Source organism: Botrimarina sp. (genome assembly GCF_040219535.1).
GTDB lineage: Bacteria > Planctomycetota > Planctomycetia > Pirellulales > Lacipirellulaceae > Botrimarina.
In genome coordinates this window covers 13858-29455 of sequence record NZ_JAVJSH010000037.1, presented here as the reverse complement: position 1 = coordinate 29455, position 15598 = coordinate 13858, and the positions used below count along the sequence as shown (strand labels likewise).

The following is a 15598-nucleotide window of genomic DNA, read 5'->3' as shown; positions in this document are numbered from 1 at the left end:
GATTCGGATGTGAAAACCGGCGTGACAGTTACACTGGGAATCCAGCCCTGTACGGGCGGAGCCTCTGTCTATGCTTTGCCGCAGCCGGATGAGTCAATCGGGATCGCTCGCCGCTGATTTGCTCGCCGAAGCCCGGCAAGGTTCCGAGGCTTCCTTGGGCAAGCTGATGCAGCTGCACGCCAACTACTTGAAGCTGGTCGTGGCGTCGCAGCTCGACGACCGGCTGCGGACCCGCGTCAGCTCGTCCGACGTGGTCCAGGAGACCTTCTACGAGGCCCACCGCGACTTCCCCGCCTTCCGCGGCGCCACGCCCGAGGAGTTCCTCGGCTGGCTGCGGCGGATCTTGATGAACAACCTGCTGCGTGCGGTGGAGCAGCACGTCAAAGCGGCCAAGCGCGACGTGCGCCGGGAGGTTTCGATCGACCGCGCGAACGAGGGGGGCGACCGCTCGGTCGCGGGGATGGCGTCGCTTTTGCCGCACGGCGGCGACAGCCCGTCGGCCTCGATGCACCGCCGCGAAGACGCGCAGACCCTCGCTGAGCTGCTCGCCGAGCTGCCCGAGGACTACCGCGAGGTGCTCCGGCTCCGCCACCACGAGGGGCTCGACTTCACAGCCATCGCCGAGAGGATGGGCCGCACGTCCGGGGCGGTTCGCATGCTGTGGCTGCGGAGCGTGAAGCGGCTGCGCAGCCTGTACGGAGAAGGAGCTTCGTCATGAGCCCAACCCCACCAAACGACTCGCGCAGCGCGCTGCTCGACGCGACCCGTTCTTTCGCCAGCCTCGGCGACCGGCCGCCCGGCGCGCACGACGAGCGGCTCATCGCGGCCCTCGACGAGTACGTTGCGGCGCTGGAGCGTGGCGACGCCGAGCCGGTCGAAGCCTACGCCCGCCGGCGCCCCGAGCTGGGCGAGGAGCTCCTGGAGTGCCTCAAGGGGGTGCGCGCCATCCACGACGCCGTGCAGGCGGCCAAGCAGGCGCCGGGCGCCCCGGCGGCGGGCGATCTGAGCGCCACCGACGGCTTCGACCTGCCGGCCGAGACGCCCCACGGCGCGCCGGCCACGATCGGCGACTACCGGCTGATCCGTGAGATCGGCCGGGGCGGGATGGGCGTGGTGTACGAGGCCGAGGAGCAGTCGCTCCGGCGGCGCGTCGCGCTGAAGGTCCTGCCGTTCGCGGCGGTGCTGGACCAGCGGCAGATCGCCCGCTTCCGCAACGAGGCCCAAGCGGCCGCCGGCCTGCACCACACGAACATCGTCCCGGTGTTCGCGATCGGCCAAGAACGGGGCGTCCACTTCTACGCGATGCAGCACATCGAGGGACGCTCCCTCGCCGAGGCGATCGCCGAGCTCCGCGGCGGCGCCGGCGCCGCGCCGAGCGCGTCGCCGAACGCGACGACCCAGGCCCTCGGCGACGCTCCCCCCGCCACGCCCGCCAGCGGCAAGGCCGCACGCCGCAGCGCGCCCAGCCAGGGCGAATCCCCCACCGCGGCCCCGACCCTGGGGCCGAACAACCGCTCTTCGAGTTACTTCCGGGCCGCCGCGCGGATGGCGGCCGACGCGGCCGACGCGCTGCAGCACGCGCACGAGCTGGGCGTGGTGCACCGCGACATCAAGCCCTCCAACCTGCTGATCGACACCCGCGGCAAGGTCTGGGTGGCCGACTTCGGTCTGGCGCGGATGCAGACCGACCTGGGCGTCACCGCGACGGGCGACGTCGTCGGCACGCTCCGCTACATGAGCCCCGAGCAAGCCCGCGGCCGCGCCGACCAGGTCGACGGGCGGACCGACGTGTACGCGCTGGGCGCCACGCTGTACGAGCTGCTCACGCTGCGGCCGGCCCACGGGGGCAACGACCGGCGGCGGCTGCTGGACCGACTCGAGCGGACCGACCCGACCCCCCCACGCAAGCTCAACCCGGCCCTCCCCGCGGACCTCGAGAACATCGTCATGAAGGCGATGGAGAAGGACCGCGACGCCCGCTACGCGTCGGCCGGCGACCTGCGCGACGACCTGCGGCGGTACCTCGAGGGCCTCCCGACGATCGCCCGCCCGCCGGGCGTGGCGGACCGGGTGGGCAAGTGGATGCGGCGCCGCCGGCGGATGGTGGCCACCGCGGCGGTTGCGTCGGCGCTGGTGGCGGTCGTGTCGCTCGCCGCGTTGGTGGTCGTCAACCAAGCGCGCGGGCGGGCGGAGCAGGCGTTGGCGGAGCTCGGTTCGCAGCGTCAGCTTTCCGAGTCGCTCGCCGAAGAGGCGCGCGACCTGCTCCACCACTTCGGGGTCGAGTTGACCGACCGCTTGGCGCCGCTGCCCGGCAGCGAGGCGATCCGCGCCAAAGCGTTGGTCGACACGCTCGCCTACTACGAGAAGTTCCTCCGGAAGTCGGGCGACCAGGCCGACCACGACGGCGACGCCGACGCCGCGCGGGTGCGCGTCCGGGCGGCCGCCGTCGCCGAGCGGCTCGGCCGCCGCGACCATGCGAACCGACTCTACGAGCGGTCCGCGGTCGCCCTCGAGCAGGCCCTCCGCGACGACGCCGACGACACCGACGCCGCGTGGTGGCTGGCCCGTTGCCTGCACAACCACGCGCTGCTGCTGGGCTCGGAGGGCCAGGCCGACCCCGCGCGCGACGCCATCGCCCGATCGGTCGAGTTGTGGCGCGGCTTGCTCGCCGAGTCGCCCGACGACGCCGAGCGGATCGCCGACCTCGCCGCCGCGGTCGCCGACCAAGCGGTCTTGGCGGCCGACCAGAGCCCCGCCGGCGCCGCCGGCCTGCAGGAAGCCATCACGCTGTTGGCCCGGGCGCAGCGGGTCGCGCCGGACGACGAGAACCTCTCTCGCCGCATGGCGAACGCGTACAGCTCGCTGGCCAAGCGCATGCGGGGCGTCGATCCGGGCCGCGCCGCGGAGGCGGCCGACCAAGCGGTCGGGCTGCTCCGCGACCTGGTGCGCGAGGCCCCCGACGTCGAAGCCTACCGGGCCGACCTGGCGATGGCGCTCACCTGCCGGGGCGCGGTGGCGAACGACCGATCGAACCCGCAACGGGCCGAATCGGCGTACGCCCAGGCCGCCGACGAGCTCGCCTGGCTGGTCCAGCGGTCGCCGCTGGTCCCGCGGCACCGCAGCGAGCTGGCGGTCGCCCTGGCGAGCCGCGGGGCGGCCCTGGCGCGGCTGGGCCGCTACGACGAGTCGGACGACGCGTTCCGCCTCGCCGAACGCACGCTAGCGGGCCTGGTCCGCGACTTCCCCGACGAGCCCCGCTACCGCCGCAGCCACGCCGCGTTGTGGAACAACCTGGGGGTCGCGTTGCGCGACAGCGACCGCCTGGACGAGGCGGCCGACGCGTTCGCCCGCTCGATTGATCTAGAAGAAAAACGCCTGGCGAGTTTGAATAAGCCGGGGCCAACCCTGCTCGCGCAGCATTACACTAACTACGCACGCGTGCTCCACCGCCTCGACCGCTTCGACGAGGCGGCCGCCATCGAGACCAAGCGACGCACCCTGCTCCAAAAGGCGTCGTCGGTCGCGTCGACCCCCCCTCCTCAGCAACCATGAGCCACCGCCGCCGCTGCCGCCGAAGCGTCGCCCGACGCGGCCGCTCGCTCCGCCTGGAGCGGTGCGAGTCGCGCCTGGTGCTCAGCGCTGCGCACGGCGAGGGCTTGCCCGACTCGGCGATCTTGCCGCAGCCGGACGGCGCCGCGGCTTTGACGGCCAGCGCCGTCCCCAACCCGGTGGTGAGCGTCGCGTCGGCACTAGCGGGAGTCGACTCCGCGGCATGGTCGGCCTCCGCGTCGGGCCTGCGCCTGCTCCGACCCAACGCCCTGAGCGGCTGGACGCCGATCGACGCCGACACGGACCTCACCGCGATCGCCGGCTTCCAGAACAGCGTCATCGACGCGTCCGGCGCGCCGGTGGTGATCGTGCCGGGCATTGCGGCCGGTCCTAACTCGGGCGCCGCCGGCGGCCTTGGGGAGCTCTTGCCCAGCGTGATCGGCGCCCCGACGGCGGCGCGTGACGCTGTCACGAACTGGCAGCTGAACCCGTACCCGAACCTGGAGCGATACGCCGGGGCCGTAGGGGGCGTGTTCGACTGGTCGTCCGACGGCGTCCCGTTCTCCGACTACGACTTCACGCCCGACGCGCCGGGCGAGCCGTCCGAGCCGCTTTCCTCTTGGAACGACGACGGCGAAACCGACCCGGCGGTGAGCACGCCGCTCGAGCCGCGGCAGGCCGAGTCGCTCCCGCTGACCGGCTTGCCCCAAGCGGACCTGGCGCCGCAGGCCCGCCACGGCGTGGCGGCGATCGTTGGCGGCTCGTCCGACCGCGGGACCGCGTACCCCGCGCCGGGGTCCCCCGCTACCGACTTCGTCGGGCCGTCCGGACCGATCTTCACCAGCGAGACGCCCGGCGCCGGCACGGTCAACGTGGAGGTCGACTCGCCGCTGGTCGGCCCCACGACGCCCGCGCCGCCGGACCGCGGCGGGGCCGAGGCGGTCGTGGTCCCGCCGTCGGCCCTTGAGCCCGACGCGATCGGCAACGCCACCGACTCGGACCGGAGCAGCCAGGTCGACGGTTTCGAACTCCCTGACGCCGACTCCGACTCCGACACCACTGACCGGGCGGCCCAATCGACCGCGTCGCGCCGGCGCCAGCGGCTCGCCGCCGGAGAGCCCGCCGACGAGCAGCAGCCCGAAGGGCAGCTGGCCGACGGGCGCGCGCCGGCCGAACAGCAACGGACCGAGGGCGAGATCGACCTCGGCTTGCTGCTCGCGACCGCCGACGAGCCGCTCGCGCCGTACCAAGTGGTCAGCGCCGAACAGGCCGCGGCCCACGCCCAACGCGACCCGGCCCTCGCCGCCCGCGACGCCGCGCTCGCGATCGACCCCTGGGCGCGGCCCGTGGCGCTGCGGCAGGTGGTCAACGCGACGGGCGTCGCAGGGTCGCCGACGGGCGGCGTCGCCGACGCCGCGTCGGAGGCCGAGGGCGAGCGGGCCGCGGCGGCCGACGCGGCGTCCCCGACGCTCGACGCCGAGCCGACCGAGCCGACTGTCCCGCCCGATGCGGCCGCCGCGCGGGTCACCGAGCCGCGCCAGTCGATCTGGGCGTACGCGCTCTCGACCCTCTTCGGCGGCGCGGTGGTTTGGGGGCTGCGGCGGGCCGAAACCCCGGGCAGTGCCCCCTGCGTCGAGCGACCCTTGCCGTCGCGACAACCCTCCCGCCGCGCCCCCGAGTGGCGCGCCGGAGCGGCCGATTCGCCGTCACGGCGTGATTCGGCCTGACGCGTTCGGTTAGACTGGCAGGGTGCGTTTCTCCTCCCGCCCCGTCGCCGGCATGGCCCATCGATCCCTGTTGATCGTCGCCCTCGGGACGGCGTGCGCGGTCGCCGCGCCGGCCCCCGGCGCCGAAACACGCGCCGCCGCGGTCGATTTCAACGAGCAGGTGCGGCCGGTCTTCGTGAAGCACTGCCTCGCGTGCCACGGCGGGGTGAAGCAGGCGGGCGGGCTGTCGCTCGTGTGGAGAGAGACCGCGCTGCGGCCGAGCGATTCGGGCGCCGCGCCGATCACGCCGGGCGACTCGGCGGGCTCGTACTTGATCGACCGGGTCGCCGACCCCGACGACGACTTCCGCATGCCCCCCGCGGAGCACGGGCGGCGGCTCTCGGAGGACGAGGTCGCGGTGCTGCGGCGCTGGATCGACGAGGGCGCGCGGTGGGCGCCGCCGTGGTCGTTCACCGCACCGAGCGCGGCCGAGCCGCCGCCGGCCAGCGATTCGTCGTGGCCGGAGTCGCCGATCGACCGGTTTGTGCTCGCGCGGCTGCGGGCCGAGGGCCTCGGGCCGTCGCCCGAGGCCGACCGCCGCCAGTGGCTCCGCCGCGTGTCGCTGGACCTTGTGGGCTTGCCGCCGACCGAGCAAGAGGCCGACGTGTTCCTCGCCGACTCGGCCGAGGGGGCCCACGAGCGGGTCGTCGACCGGCTGCTCGCTTCGCCGCACTACGGCGAGCGCTGGGCGAGCGTGTGGCTCGACCTGGCGCGCTACGCGGACTCGATGGGATTCGAGAAAGACGCCCAGCGCACCATCTGGCCCTACCGGGATTGGGTGGTCGACGCGCTGAACGCCGACCTGCCTTACGACCGGTTCTTGCTCAAGCAGTACGCGGGCGACCTCCTCCCCGGCGCCACGCTGGCGGACCACATCGCCACCGGCCTGCACCGCAACACGAAGACCAACACCGAGGGCGGCGCCGACGACGAGGAGTTCCGGTGGGCCGCGGTGGTCGATCGGGTCGACACGACCGGTCAGGCCGTGTTGGGGTTGTCGATCGGCTGCGCTCGGTGCCACGACCACCCGTACGACCCGATCCGGCAACGCGATTACTACGCGTTAGCCGCGTACCTCAACAACACACGCGACGCCGACCTCGCCGAGGACTGGCCGCGCGTGCCGGCTCCGCGCGACGCCGATCGCCGCGATGAAGTAGCCGCCAAGCTCACCGAGCTACGCGCCGCAAGTGAGAGCCTGCACCGCCTGGGCGTAGCGGCCCGATCGGCGACCGCCGACTGGGCGCCGCTGGGGTTCGACGCGGCCGAGTCGACGCTCCAGACGCGGCTCGCCGTCCGCGGGCCGGAGGTCCGCGCCGAGGGGACCGTCAGCGACCGCTCCCACTTCACGCTCGCCGCTCCGGCGCCCGGCGGCCGGGTCACCGCGTTGCTGGTGGAGGCCCTGCCGGAGGACCCCGAGCGAGCGGCGAAGCTGCCGGAGACGGGCTTCGTGCTGTCGCGCTTGCGCGTGTTCGTCGAGCGCTCCGCGGAGGGCAGGTCCTCGGACCAGCAGGTCGCGCTACGCAAAGAGAGTGAGCCGGCGCCCGACGCGACCGCGCCGATGTCAGAAGAAGTGTTCCTGGCCGAGGTGTTCGCCGACGAAGCCGACGGCTTCTTCCGGCCGATCGACTCGATCCGCGACAACGCCGAAGGGTGGGGCGCGTACACGCGGATGCGGCGGGGCAGGTGGGCGGTCTTCGTGCCCGACGAGCCGCTCGACCTGGCCGACGGCGACCGCCTGCGGCTGGAGCTGAAACACGGCAAGGTGACCGACGGCCAAGGGCCGTTGGTGATCCGGCGGCTGCGTGTGTCGACGACGACCGACCCGCGCTGGGCCGCCCTCGTCGACGACCCCCAGCGGGCCGCCACGCGCGAGCGAGAAGAGCGGCTGGTCGCCGACCTCAAAGCGATCCCGTCCACCTCGACGCTCGTGTTGCAAGAGCTGCCCGAAGGGCGCCGCCGCACGACCTACGTGCTCCAGCGCGGCGACTGGCAAGCGCCAACCGAAGCGGTCGCGCCCGCCACCCCCGCCGCGCTCCCGCCCGCGGGGGAAAGCCGGCTGGACCTGGCCCGCTGGCTCGGCGCCGACGAGAACCCGCTCACCGCGCGGGTGATGGCCAACCGCGTCTGGGCCGCGTTGTTCGGCCGCGGGCTGGTGGCGACCCTCGACGACTTCGGCTCCACCGGCGCCCGGGCCTCGCACCCCGAGCTGCTCGACTGGCTCGCGGTGCGTTTGCGCGACACGCACGGCTGGCGGCTGAAGCCGCTGCTGCGCGAGGTCGTGCTGTCGGCCACCTACCGGCAAGACGCGCGCGCCGCCGCCGACGCGACCCGGCGCGCCCCAGAGAACCGGCTGCTCGCCCGCGGCCCGCGCAACCGCCTCACGGCCGAGATGGTGCGCGATCAGGCGCTCGTGCTGGCCGGCAAGCTCAACCCGCAGGTCGGCGGCCCCCCGGTCATGCCCTACCAGCCCGACGGGATCTGGCAGAGCGTGTACACCAACAAGCGGTGGGAGACCGACGAGGGGCCCAACCGCTTCCGCCGCGCGCTGTACACCTACTGGAAGCGGACCGCCGCGTACCCGAGCCTCGTCGCGTTCGACGTGCCGCAGCGCGACCAATGCACCCCCCAGCGCCCCACGACCAACACGCCGCTGCAGGCGCTGGTGACCCTCAACGACCCGGCCTTCGTCGAGCTGGCCGAGGGCCTCGCCGACAGGATGCTCCGCCGCGCAGGCGAATCGCCGCGCGAGCGGATCGCTTGGGCCGCACGCCTGGCGACCGGCGATGACTTGGCCGAAGAGAGCCTCGCCGAGCTCGTCGACTTGTACGAAGAGACGGCCGCCGAAGCGGACGACCGCTTCGCGATGGGGGTCGTCGCCAACACGATCCTCAACCTCGACGCGACGCTGACCAAATGATTGGCTTGTTGGCCCCTGGGCCGTTCGCTCCCCGGGCTGGCGCCCCGGGGCTCCCCGGTTCCTAGAGCGCGGGCCGACCGACTCGGAGACACCGAACAGCAGCGGCAGGACAAGCAGCAACAACGCACCCAACCAATTGGCGCCTGAGCCGAGGGCATAAGCCCTCGGAGGATGAGCGAACCCCCATGAACCCGGCCGACGAACTCCGACAGCTAGGCGCCCAGCGGCACACGCGCCGCCACTTCTTGCAGGGTGGCATGGCGGGGCTGGGCGCGTTGTGGCTCGGCGCGCAGCGGGCGGCCGGCGCCGCCGGCGGCGGGCCGATCGCGATCGACCCGTCGCGCCCGTGGGCGCCGCGCGAGCCGCACTTCGCCGCGAAGGCCAAGCGGGTGATCTTCCTGCACATGGCCGGCGCGCCGAGCCAGTTCGAGCTGTTCGACTACAAGCCGGAGCTCGTGCGTCGCGACGGCCAGACCTGCCCGGCGGAGCTGATCGCCGGCGAGCGGTTCGCGTTCCTGCGCGGCGAGCCGCAGCTGCTCGGGTCGCCGTTCGAGTTCGAGCGGGCCGGCCAGTCGGGCCAGTGGGTCAGCAGCTTGCTGCCGGAGTTCAAGAAGTCGGTCGACCGGGTCGCGTTCGTCCGCACGATGGCGACCGACCAATTCAACCACGCCCCCGCGCAGCTGCTGGTGCACACCGGCTCCGCGCGCGCCGGGGGCGCGTCGATCGGCTCTTGGGTGACTTACGGCCTCGGCAGCGAGAACCAGAACCTGCCCGGCTACGTGGTGCTGCTCTCCGGCGGCAAGACCCCCAGCGTGGGCCACGCGGGGTGGGGCAGCGGCTTCTTGCCGAGCGTGTACCAAGGGGTCCAGTGCCGCGGCGCGGGCGACCCGGTGTTGTTCCTCTCGAACCCGGAGGGCTACAGCCAGCGGCTCCGCCGGCGCACCGTCGACGCGATCAACCGCATCAACGAGCAGACCCACGCCGAGTGGGGCGACCCGGAGACCGTCACGCGGATCGCCCAGTACGAGATGGCGTGCCGCATGCAGCTCGAGGCGTCCGACGCGATGGACCTCGCCCACGAATCGGCCGACACGCTCGCCGCGTACGGCGTCGAGGCCGGCGGCGAGAGCTTCGCCAAGAACTGCCTGCTCGCCCGCCGCCTGTGCGAGCGGGGCGTGCGCTACGTGCAGCTCTTCGACTGGGGCTGGGACACCCACGGCACCCGCGAAGACAGCTCGATCGACAAGGGCCTCGCGCTCAAGGCGAGCCAGATCGACCGCCCGGTCCACGCGCTGCTGACCGACCTGGAACAGCGCGGCCTGCTCGAGGAAACGCTCGTCGTGTGGGGCGGGGAGTTCGGCCGCACGCCGATGCGCGAGAACCGCGGCGGCGTCGAGATGACCTACAAGGGCCGCGACCACCACGCCAAGGCGTTCACCATCTGGCTCGCCGGCGGCGGCGTCAAGCAAGGCTTCTCTTACGGCGAGACCGACCCGATCGGCTTCGGCCCCGTGACCGAGTCGGTCAACGTGCGCGACCTGCACGCGACGCTCCTGAGGCTCCTCGGCTTCGACCACGAGCGGCTTGTTTACCCGCTCCGCGGGCTGGATCAGAAGCTGACCGGCGTCGAGCCGGCGCGGGTCGTCGAGGAGCTGATCGCCTGAGCCGACGGCGCTAGCCGCGGGCGAACGGAGGGCGGCGGCCGGCGCTCCGCTGGCCCGACGCTAGCGCGTTCGGCTCAAGCGCGCCGCGCCCTGCCGGTGGGTCCGCAGCGCTTGAGACGACGGCGCTAGCCGCGGGCGAACGAAGGGCGGGGGCCGGCGCTCCGCTCGCCCGACGTCAGCTCGTTCGGCTCAAGCGCGCCGCGTCCTGCCGGTGGGTCCGCAGCGCTTGACCCGACGGCGCTAGCCGCGGGCGAACGGAGGGCGGGGGCCGGCGCTCCGCGCGCCCAACGCTAGCGCGTTCGGCCCGAGCGCGAGGCTTAACAAAAGCTTAACGCCACTCCTCTGCGGCGGTCATTGCCGAAGCGACGCGAGTCGCTTAGTGTCGCGATCACTTTCCCCAACCTTCCTCGCCGAATTACACCTGATGACGCGACTGACTTGCTTGCTGGTGTTTATCGCCGCCTCCCCGGCCCTCGCCCACGAGGGGCACGAAGAGGTCGAGGTCCCCAAAGCCGATTTCCCGTCGGCGATGGTCCTCCCCGCGATCGAGGGCCCCCGTCCGTGGTCGGACAAGCCGCTGCTGAACGACCCGGACCGGTTCCAGATCGCGATCATGACCGACCGCACCGGCGGACACCGGCCGGGCGTGTGGATGGACGCGGTGCGCAAGCTCAACCTGCTGCGGCCGGAGTTCGTCGTGTCGGTCGGCGACCTGATCGAGGGCTACACCGACGACCCGCGGCAGGCCGACCGCGAGTGGGAAGAGTTCCTCGGCTTCATCGACCAGCTCCAGATGCGGTTCTTCTTCGTGGCGGGCAACCACGACCTCACCAACCCGATGCTGCACCGCAAGTGGCGCGAGCGGTTCGGCCGCGAGTGGTACTCGTTCGACTACCGCGGCGTGCACTTCCTCTGCCTGTGCAGCGAGGACCCGGTCCAGCAGCACATCAGCCAGGAGCAGATCGAGTTCGTCCGCAAAGACCTGGCCGACCACGCCGACGCCCGCTGGACGCTCGTGTTCCTGCACAAGCCGCTGTGGACCTACGCCGAGCGCGGCCTCGCCAACGACGGCGTCGACCCCACGAACTGGAAGGAGGTCGAGCGGCTGCTCGTCGACCGGCCCCACACGATCTTCGCCGGCCACGTGCACCACTACGTGCAGTACCAACGCAACGGGCGCGAGTACTACTCGCTGGCGACCACCGGCGGCGGCTCGCTGTTAAGGGGGAACGAGTACGGGGAGTTCGACCACGTCACGTGGCTCACCATGGAGCACGACGGCCCGCACGTGGCGAACCTCCGCCTCGACGGGATCCTGCGGCCCGACGTGGTGACCGAGGAGTCCGCCGAGCGCTTCAACCGCTTCCTGCGGATGGTGACCGTCGAGGTCGCGCCGATCCTCATCGACGACGAGTCGGGCTTCGTCGAGGGCGAACTCAGCGTGCGGCTCACGAACGAGCTGGGCGCGATGGTCACGGCGACCGGCCGGGTCGACGGCCTGCCGCTCCGCGGCCTCACGGTCGACCCGGCCGAGTTCAAGCTCGCCGCCGGGCCGGTCGGCACGGCCGAGCAGACGGTGCGAGTCCGCTTCGACGAGCCGATCGCTTTCGACCGCCTCCGCAGGGGCACGTTCACCGCGAAGGTCCAGACCGTTCCCGAGGCCGACGGCGAGGCGCCCCTCCGCGCCGAGCGGACCGTGCCGATCGTGATCGACTACCGCTACCTGTGCCCCCGAGCGAAGGAGCCCTTGGCCATCGACGGCGACCTCGAGCGCTGGCCCGAGAAGACCTACGGCCCGGGCGAGGAGCCCCTCATCCTCGGCGCGGCGCGGGAGTGGAACGGCCCGCAGGACGCCGACTTCCGCGTCGCCACCGCGCACGACGACCGCTTCCTGTACGTCCGCGCCCGGGTGACCGACGAGCGCGTCGTGGCCGGGGAGGACCGCCTGACCTTCGTGTTCGACGGCCGGCCGAGCGTTCAGCGCGACGCCGACCGGCAGCTCCGGCGCGGCACGTTCGTCATCTCGGTCCCCGCGCCCGCCGAGGGGCAGGGCGGCGAGGTCGCGGCGGGGCCCGGCTGGCGCAACCGCCCTATCGAGGGCGTGAAGGCCGCCGCGCTGCGGACCGAGTCGGGCTACGACCTCGAGCTGGCCGTGCCCGTCGAGCGGCTCGCCCGCACGCAGGGCGGCGACTGGAGCGACTTCCAACTTTCGGCCGTGCTCCGCGACGTGGACGACCCGGCGCGCGACGCGGCCGAAGTCGTGTGGCGCGGCACGCGGAGTTACAAAGACAGCAACATGAACTTCGCGCGGTTCACCCGCGGTGATTGACCGCGAATGACTTAGCCCCGGGTCAGTGACCCGGGGCTAACGTTTGGTGACCCGGGGCTAAGACCCCGCCGGCTCCAAGAAACGCAAGTGGTGCTGCGCGTGCACCACCATCAGCTCGCGCCATTGCTCGACGCTCAGCCCGTCGGCCAGCGGGTAGGGAGGCAACGGGCCGGCGAAGTCGCGGGCCTCGGCGAGGGTCGCTTCGAGCCGGTCGATCTTCGCCGGGTCGTCCGCTTCCAGCGCGGGCGGCGTGAGCTGCGGCAGCGTGCCGAGCCCCGACGGCATCCACCGCGACCGCCGCGCGAGCCAAAGAACCGAGCCGGTGACCTTCCGCAGCGGCCACGCCAGCCGCGGCTCGCCGCCGTCCATGCCCACGCGCATCGTGCCGCACAGGTGGTCGGCCATCTGCGACAGGTTCCACTTGCCGTGCGCCACGTAACCATCGGCGCGCAAGCGTCGGACCTCGGCGATCACGTCGTCGAGGGAGCGGAGGTCGAGCCGGCGGCGGCGGGGCATGGGAGGCTGTCGGCTATCGGCTGTCGGCTATCGGCTGACGGTCTGGCGCCAGCACCTAGCCCTTAGGTTGGAACGCTCTTTAACGCGGGTCACTGGAGAATTTCCTAGTCGGGTCGCAGCGTCAAGGCGGCGCCCCGTCGCACAGCTAAGCCCCGCCGCCGACAGCCGATAGCCGAAAGCCGATAGCCGACAGCCCTCGCTCCGTTTACGCTCCAGGGCATGGCCGCCCGCCTCATCCGCCGCGCCGACCAAGCCGTGATCGCGTTGCTCACGGCGATTTTGCTTGCCGGCGCGGCCGCGTGGTGGGTCCGCGCCGGGGGGCTGCGGGGCGAGCTGGTCGACATCGACCGCGCGGCGCCGCTGGGCTACGAGTTCTTGGTCGACGTGAACCGGGCCGATTGGCCCGAGCTCGCCCAGCTGCCGGGCATCGGCCCGGTGCTCGCCAAGCGGATCGTCGCTACCCGAAGCCGAGAAGGAGGCTACCGTACCCCGGACGACCTCCGCCGCGTGCCGGGAATCGGCCCGCGGAAGCTCGAAGCGATCCGCCGCCACCTGCTGCCGCTGCCCGACGACACGCAGGTGGCCGAGGAAGAATGGGGCGCCGATCGACGCGGTTCGAGCGGCTAGAATGTCGGGTTGGTATCGTGTTAAGCAGACCCCGCAAGATCTCGATATGTCGCACGAAGCGCAGGACTTTATAGCCGGTTTCGACTCCCTGCCGGCGCCGTCGCAGCACGAGGTCGCTGTTTCGATCTTGCGCCGGTTCCAGTTTGCCGACACGCCGGCGACCGGCGACGAGGAACTCGTGCAAATCGCCGACGAGGTGTTCCTAGCAATGGACCGCGACGAGCAATCCGATGGATCCTGACCGTCGCGGCCAGGTGTGGCTCGTCGATCTTGGCTACGTGGCCAAGGTGCGACCCTGCTTGGTGCTGAGTGTCCCGCTGACCGAGGCCGACCGCGCGCTGGTGACCCTCGTGCCCCACACCACAAGCCCACAAGGCGCACGCTTCGAGACTCCGTCGCAGGAACGCTTTCTCAAGACCGGCGTGTTCGACGCGCAGAGTCTCGTGACGATCCCACAAGCAAAACTGATCCGCCGCTTGGGCTCTTTGCCGCCGGATCGATTGCTGCAAGTCGAGGCCTCTGTCCGAAGCTGGCTAGGCCTGTAAACCGTCTACCGCTATGCGTATCACCTTGCTCGACGGCCACCCGCGCGGAGGCAGCCTCGGCGCCGCGCTAGCCGACGCCTACGCCCGCGGCGCGGAGGCCGGCGGGCACGAGCTGCGGCGCCTGACGCCGCGCGACATGGCGTTCGACCCGGTGCACCGCGGCTACAAGGAGGCCGCGCCGCTCGAGCCGGACCTGGCCGCCGCGCAAGCCGACATCGCTTGGTGCGAGCACCTGGTGGTCGTGCACCCGGTCTGGTGGGGCTCGATGCCGGCCCAGCTCAAGGGCTTCTTCGACCGCACCTTCACGCCCGGCTGGGCGTTCAAGTTCCACGAGGGGAAGATCTGGTGGGACCGGCTGCTCGCGGGGCGCAGCGCGCGGGTGATCCAGACGTCGGCCACGCCGAAGATCGCCATGCGGTTGGCGTACTTCAACTGCGCGCCGATCGCCGTGAAGGACAGCACGCTGGCGTTCTGCGGATTCAAGCCGGTCCGCCTGACGCAATTCGGCGGCGTCGGCGGCGGCTTCAAGCCGGAGAAGGCGCGGCCGTGGCTGGCCAAGTGCGAGCGGCTCGGCCAGCGCGGCGTGTGAGCGGCGCCGCCGCGGTCGCTCAGTCCTCGAACGCCCCCTCCCCGAAACGCCCACTCTCCGCAACCCAGTCCTCGGTCGCTCAGTCCTCGAACACCGTGTCCGGCACGCGCCCCTCGTCGCCCACGGCGGCCAAGCGGTCGAAGTACTCTTGGTCGATGTCGTAGCCGAGCGCGTGCACGCTGCCGTCGAGGAACGCGAAGTGGGCGATCTGGTTGTGCTCGCTGCCGAAGTGGCCGCGGTAGGTCTCGTCGCGCGACTCGGGGAAGCCGGCCGAGCTCCGTCGCACCGCGCCGTGGCGGTTATCTCCCGCAAAGAAGGCGGTGTCGCCGCGCCGCGCGTGCTCGGTGCCGGGCTCCGCGTCGGGGATCTCTGGCGGCAGGTGCTTCTCGCCGAGGCCGAAGGTCTTCGACAAGCCGTCGATGACCCGCCGCGCGGCGATCTTCGAGTTGGTGTAGATCGGGCCGAAGGTCTCCGCGTCGAACTCGTCTTGGCCGAACTGCTCCATCCCGTTCCGCGTGCTCAGCCCCGCGTTGCCGGCGAAGTCCCCGCCCGCCGCTACGCCACGCACCAGGGCGGGCTGGTCGTCGTTGTCGAAGTCCCGATCGGCCGCCGGCGAGCGCCGCGACGGGCAGTAGAAGACCGACACGGGCGTACGCATCGCCACGGCGTTCGCTTCGGAGTCGACGCGCTCGGCCGGGACCCACGCATCGTAGATCGCTTGCTCTTCGACGAACGGCAGCATGAAGAACGCCCACGAAACGGCGTGTTGCTCGTTCCCCTCCGGGTAACGCGGCGAACCGGCCCGCCCCGGCGGGAAGTGGCCGTTGGTATCGTGGAACGTCTGCAACGCGAGCGCCTGTTGCCGCAGGCGGCTCTTGCACTCGGTCCGCCGCGCGGCCTCGCGCGCGGCTTGCACCGCCGGCAGCAGCAGCGCAACCAGGATGCCGATGATCGCGATCACGACCAGCAGCTCGACGAGGGTAAAAGCGGCGGCGCGGCGGGTTCTCATTGGGCTCCAGCAGGAATCGGATGCGGGGTGGTTTATGCTTGGCGTCGCGCAATTTTAGGCGAACGAATCTGGAAGACAACCACC

Annotated in this window: 12 protein-coding genes; 10 read left to right on the top strand and 2 right to left on the bottom strand. The window is 72.0% G+C overall.

All coding sequences use genetic code 11. The annotated features are described in order from the left end of the window. Positions 1–70 precede the first annotated feature (70 nt). The 6 genes from RIC11_RS20350 to RIC11_RS20325 all read left to right on the top strand — a co-directional run bounded on the left by RIC11_RS20350 (position 71) and on the right by RIC11_RS20325 (position 12228). On the top strand, positions 71–718 hold the full coding sequence (locus tag RIC11_RS20350; protein ID WP_350214236.1) for a sigma-70 family RNA polymerase sigma factor: 648 nt from the start codon (positions 71–73) through the stop codon (positions 716–718). After that, positions 715–3552: a protein kinase domain-containing protein gene (locus RIC11_RS20345; RefSeq protein ID WP_350214235.1), complete on the top strand. Its 2838-nt coding sequence runs from the start codon at positions 715–717 to the stop codon at positions 3550–3552. Before RIC11_RS20350 ends, RIC11_RS20345 begins: the two co-directional genes overlap by 4 nt. Continuing rightward, positions 3549–5276, top strand: a complete 1728-nt coding sequence (locus RIC11_RS20340) for a hypothetical protein (protein WP_350214234.1) — start codon at positions 3549–3551, stop codon at positions 5274–5276. The genes RIC11_RS20345 and RIC11_RS20340 overlap by 4 nt, the downstream gene beginning before the upstream one ends. Positions 5277–5328: 52 nt before the next feature. Beyond that, positions 5329–8235 carry a DUF1553 domain-containing protein gene (locus tag RIC11_RS20335; protein ID WP_350214233.1) on the top strand — a complete coding sequence of 969 codons (2907 nt, stop codon included), beginning with the start codon at positions 5329–5331 and terminating at the stop codon, positions 8233–8235. A 185-nt stretch (positions 8236–8420) separates the two neighbouring features. Continuing rightward, the gene (locus RIC11_RS20330) at positions 8421–9899 is read left to right on the top strand and encodes a DUF1501 domain-containing protein (protein ID WP_350214232.1); all 1479 of its coding nucleotides are present in this window, start codon (positions 8421–8423) and stop codon (positions 9897–9899) included. Positions 9900–10323: 424 nt separating this feature from the next. Then, positions 10324–12228: a metallophosphoesterase gene (locus tag RIC11_RS20325; RefSeq protein WP_350214231.1), complete on the top strand. Its 1905-nt coding sequence runs from the start codon at positions 10324–10326 to the stop codon at positions 12226–12228. A gap of 57 nt (positions 12229–12285) precedes the next feature. On the opposite strand, the gene RIC11_RS20320 is transcribed toward RIC11_RS20325, so the two are convergent. Then, positions 12286–12744, bottom strand: a complete 459-nt coding sequence (locus RIC11_RS20320) for a DUF1569 domain-containing protein (RefSeq protein ID WP_350214230.1) — start codon at positions 12742–12744, stop codon at positions 12286–12288. Positions 12745–12963: 219 nt separating this feature from the next. On the opposite strand from RIC11_RS20320, the gene RIC11_RS20315 reads away from it, so the two are divergent. The 4 genes from RIC11_RS20315 to RIC11_RS20300 are packed head-to-tail and all read left to right on the top strand — an operon-like array spanning position 12964 to position 14505. Further along, on the top strand, positions 12964–13371 hold the full coding sequence (locus tag RIC11_RS20315; RefSeq protein WP_350214229.1) for a ComEA family DNA-binding protein: 408 nt from the start codon (positions 12964–12966) through the stop codon (positions 13369–13371). A gap of 46 nt (positions 13372–13417) precedes the next feature. Beyond that, entirely contained in the window at positions 13418–13612 is a 195-nt protein-coding gene (locus tag RIC11_RS20310; protein ID WP_350214228.1) for a hypothetical protein, read from the top strand. Continuing rightward, complete coding sequence (locus tag RIC11_RS20305; protein ID WP_350214227.1) at positions 13602–13916, top strand: type II toxin-antitoxin system PemK/MazF family toxin; 315 nt, start codon at positions 13602–13604, stop codon at positions 13914–13916. Before RIC11_RS20310 ends, RIC11_RS20305 begins: the two co-directional genes overlap by 11 nt. A 13-nt stretch (positions 13917–13929) precedes the next feature. Further along, a complete protein-coding gene (locus RIC11_RS20300) occupies positions 13930–14505 on the top strand; it encodes an NAD(P)H-dependent oxidoreductase (RefSeq protein ID WP_350214226.1) in 576 nt (191 codons plus the stop codon). 79 nt (positions 14506–14584) lie between these two features. Here the strand turns inward: RIC11_RS20300 and RIC11_RS20295 are convergent, their stop codons facing one another. Next, positions 14585–15514, bottom strand: coding sequence for a DUF1559 family PulG-like putative transporter (locus RIC11_RS20295; protein ID WP_350214225.1), 930 nt, complete (start codon positions 15512–15514; stop codon positions 14585–14587). Positions 15515–15598: the final 84 nt, after the last annotated feature.

What these genes read in the sequence shown, in the direction of transcription:
- RIC11_RS20350 (WP_350214236.1), top strand. Translation starts at nt 71, where the DNA reads ATGCTTTGCCGCAGCCGGATGAGTCAATCGGGATCGCTCGCCGCTGAT.
- RIC11_RS20345 (WP_350214235.1), top strand. Translation starts at nt 715, where the DNA reads ATGAGCCCAACCCCACCAAACGACTCGCGCAGCGCGCTGCTCGACGCG.
- RIC11_RS20340 (WP_350214234.1), top strand. Translation starts at nt 3,549, where the DNA reads ATGAGCCACCGCCGCCGCTGCCGCCGAAGCGTCGCCCGACGCGGCCGC.
- RIC11_RS20335 (WP_350214233.1), top strand. Translation starts at nt 5,329, where the DNA reads ATGGCCCATCGATCCCTGTTGATCGTCGCCCTCGGGACGGCGTGCGCG.
- RIC11_RS20330 (WP_350214232.1), top strand. Translation starts at nt 8,421, where the DNA reads ATGAACCCGGCCGACGAACTCCGACAGCTAGGCGCCCAGCGGCACACG.
- RIC11_RS20325 (WP_350214231.1), top strand. Translation starts at nt 10,324, where the DNA reads ATGACGCGACTGACTTGCTTGCTGGTGTTTATCGCCGCCTCCCCGGCC.
- RIC11_RS20320 (WP_350214230.1), bottom strand. Translation starts at nt 12,744, where the DNA reads ATGCCCCGCCGCCGCCGGCTCGACCTCCGCTCCCTCGACGACGTGATC.
- RIC11_RS20315 (WP_350214229.1), top strand. Translation starts at nt 12,964, where the DNA reads ATGGCCGCCCGCCTCATCCGCCGCGCCGACCAAGCCGTGATCGCGTTG.
- RIC11_RS20310 (WP_350214228.1), top strand. Translation starts at nt 13,418, where the DNA reads ATGTCGCACGAAGCGCAGGACTTTATAGCCGGTTTCGACTCCCTGCCG.
- RIC11_RS20305 (WP_350214227.1), top strand. Translation starts at nt 13,602, where the DNA reads ATGGATCCTGACCGTCGCGGCCAGGTGTGGCTCGTCGATCTTGGCTAC.
- RIC11_RS20300 (WP_350214226.1), top strand. Translation starts at nt 13,930, where the DNA reads ATGCGTATCACCTTGCTCGACGGCCACCCGCGCGGAGGCAGCCTCGGC.
- RIC11_RS20295 (WP_350214225.1), bottom strand. Translation starts at nt 15,514, where the DNA reads ATGAGAACCCGCCGCGCCGCCGCTTTTACCCTCGTCGAGCTGCTGGTC.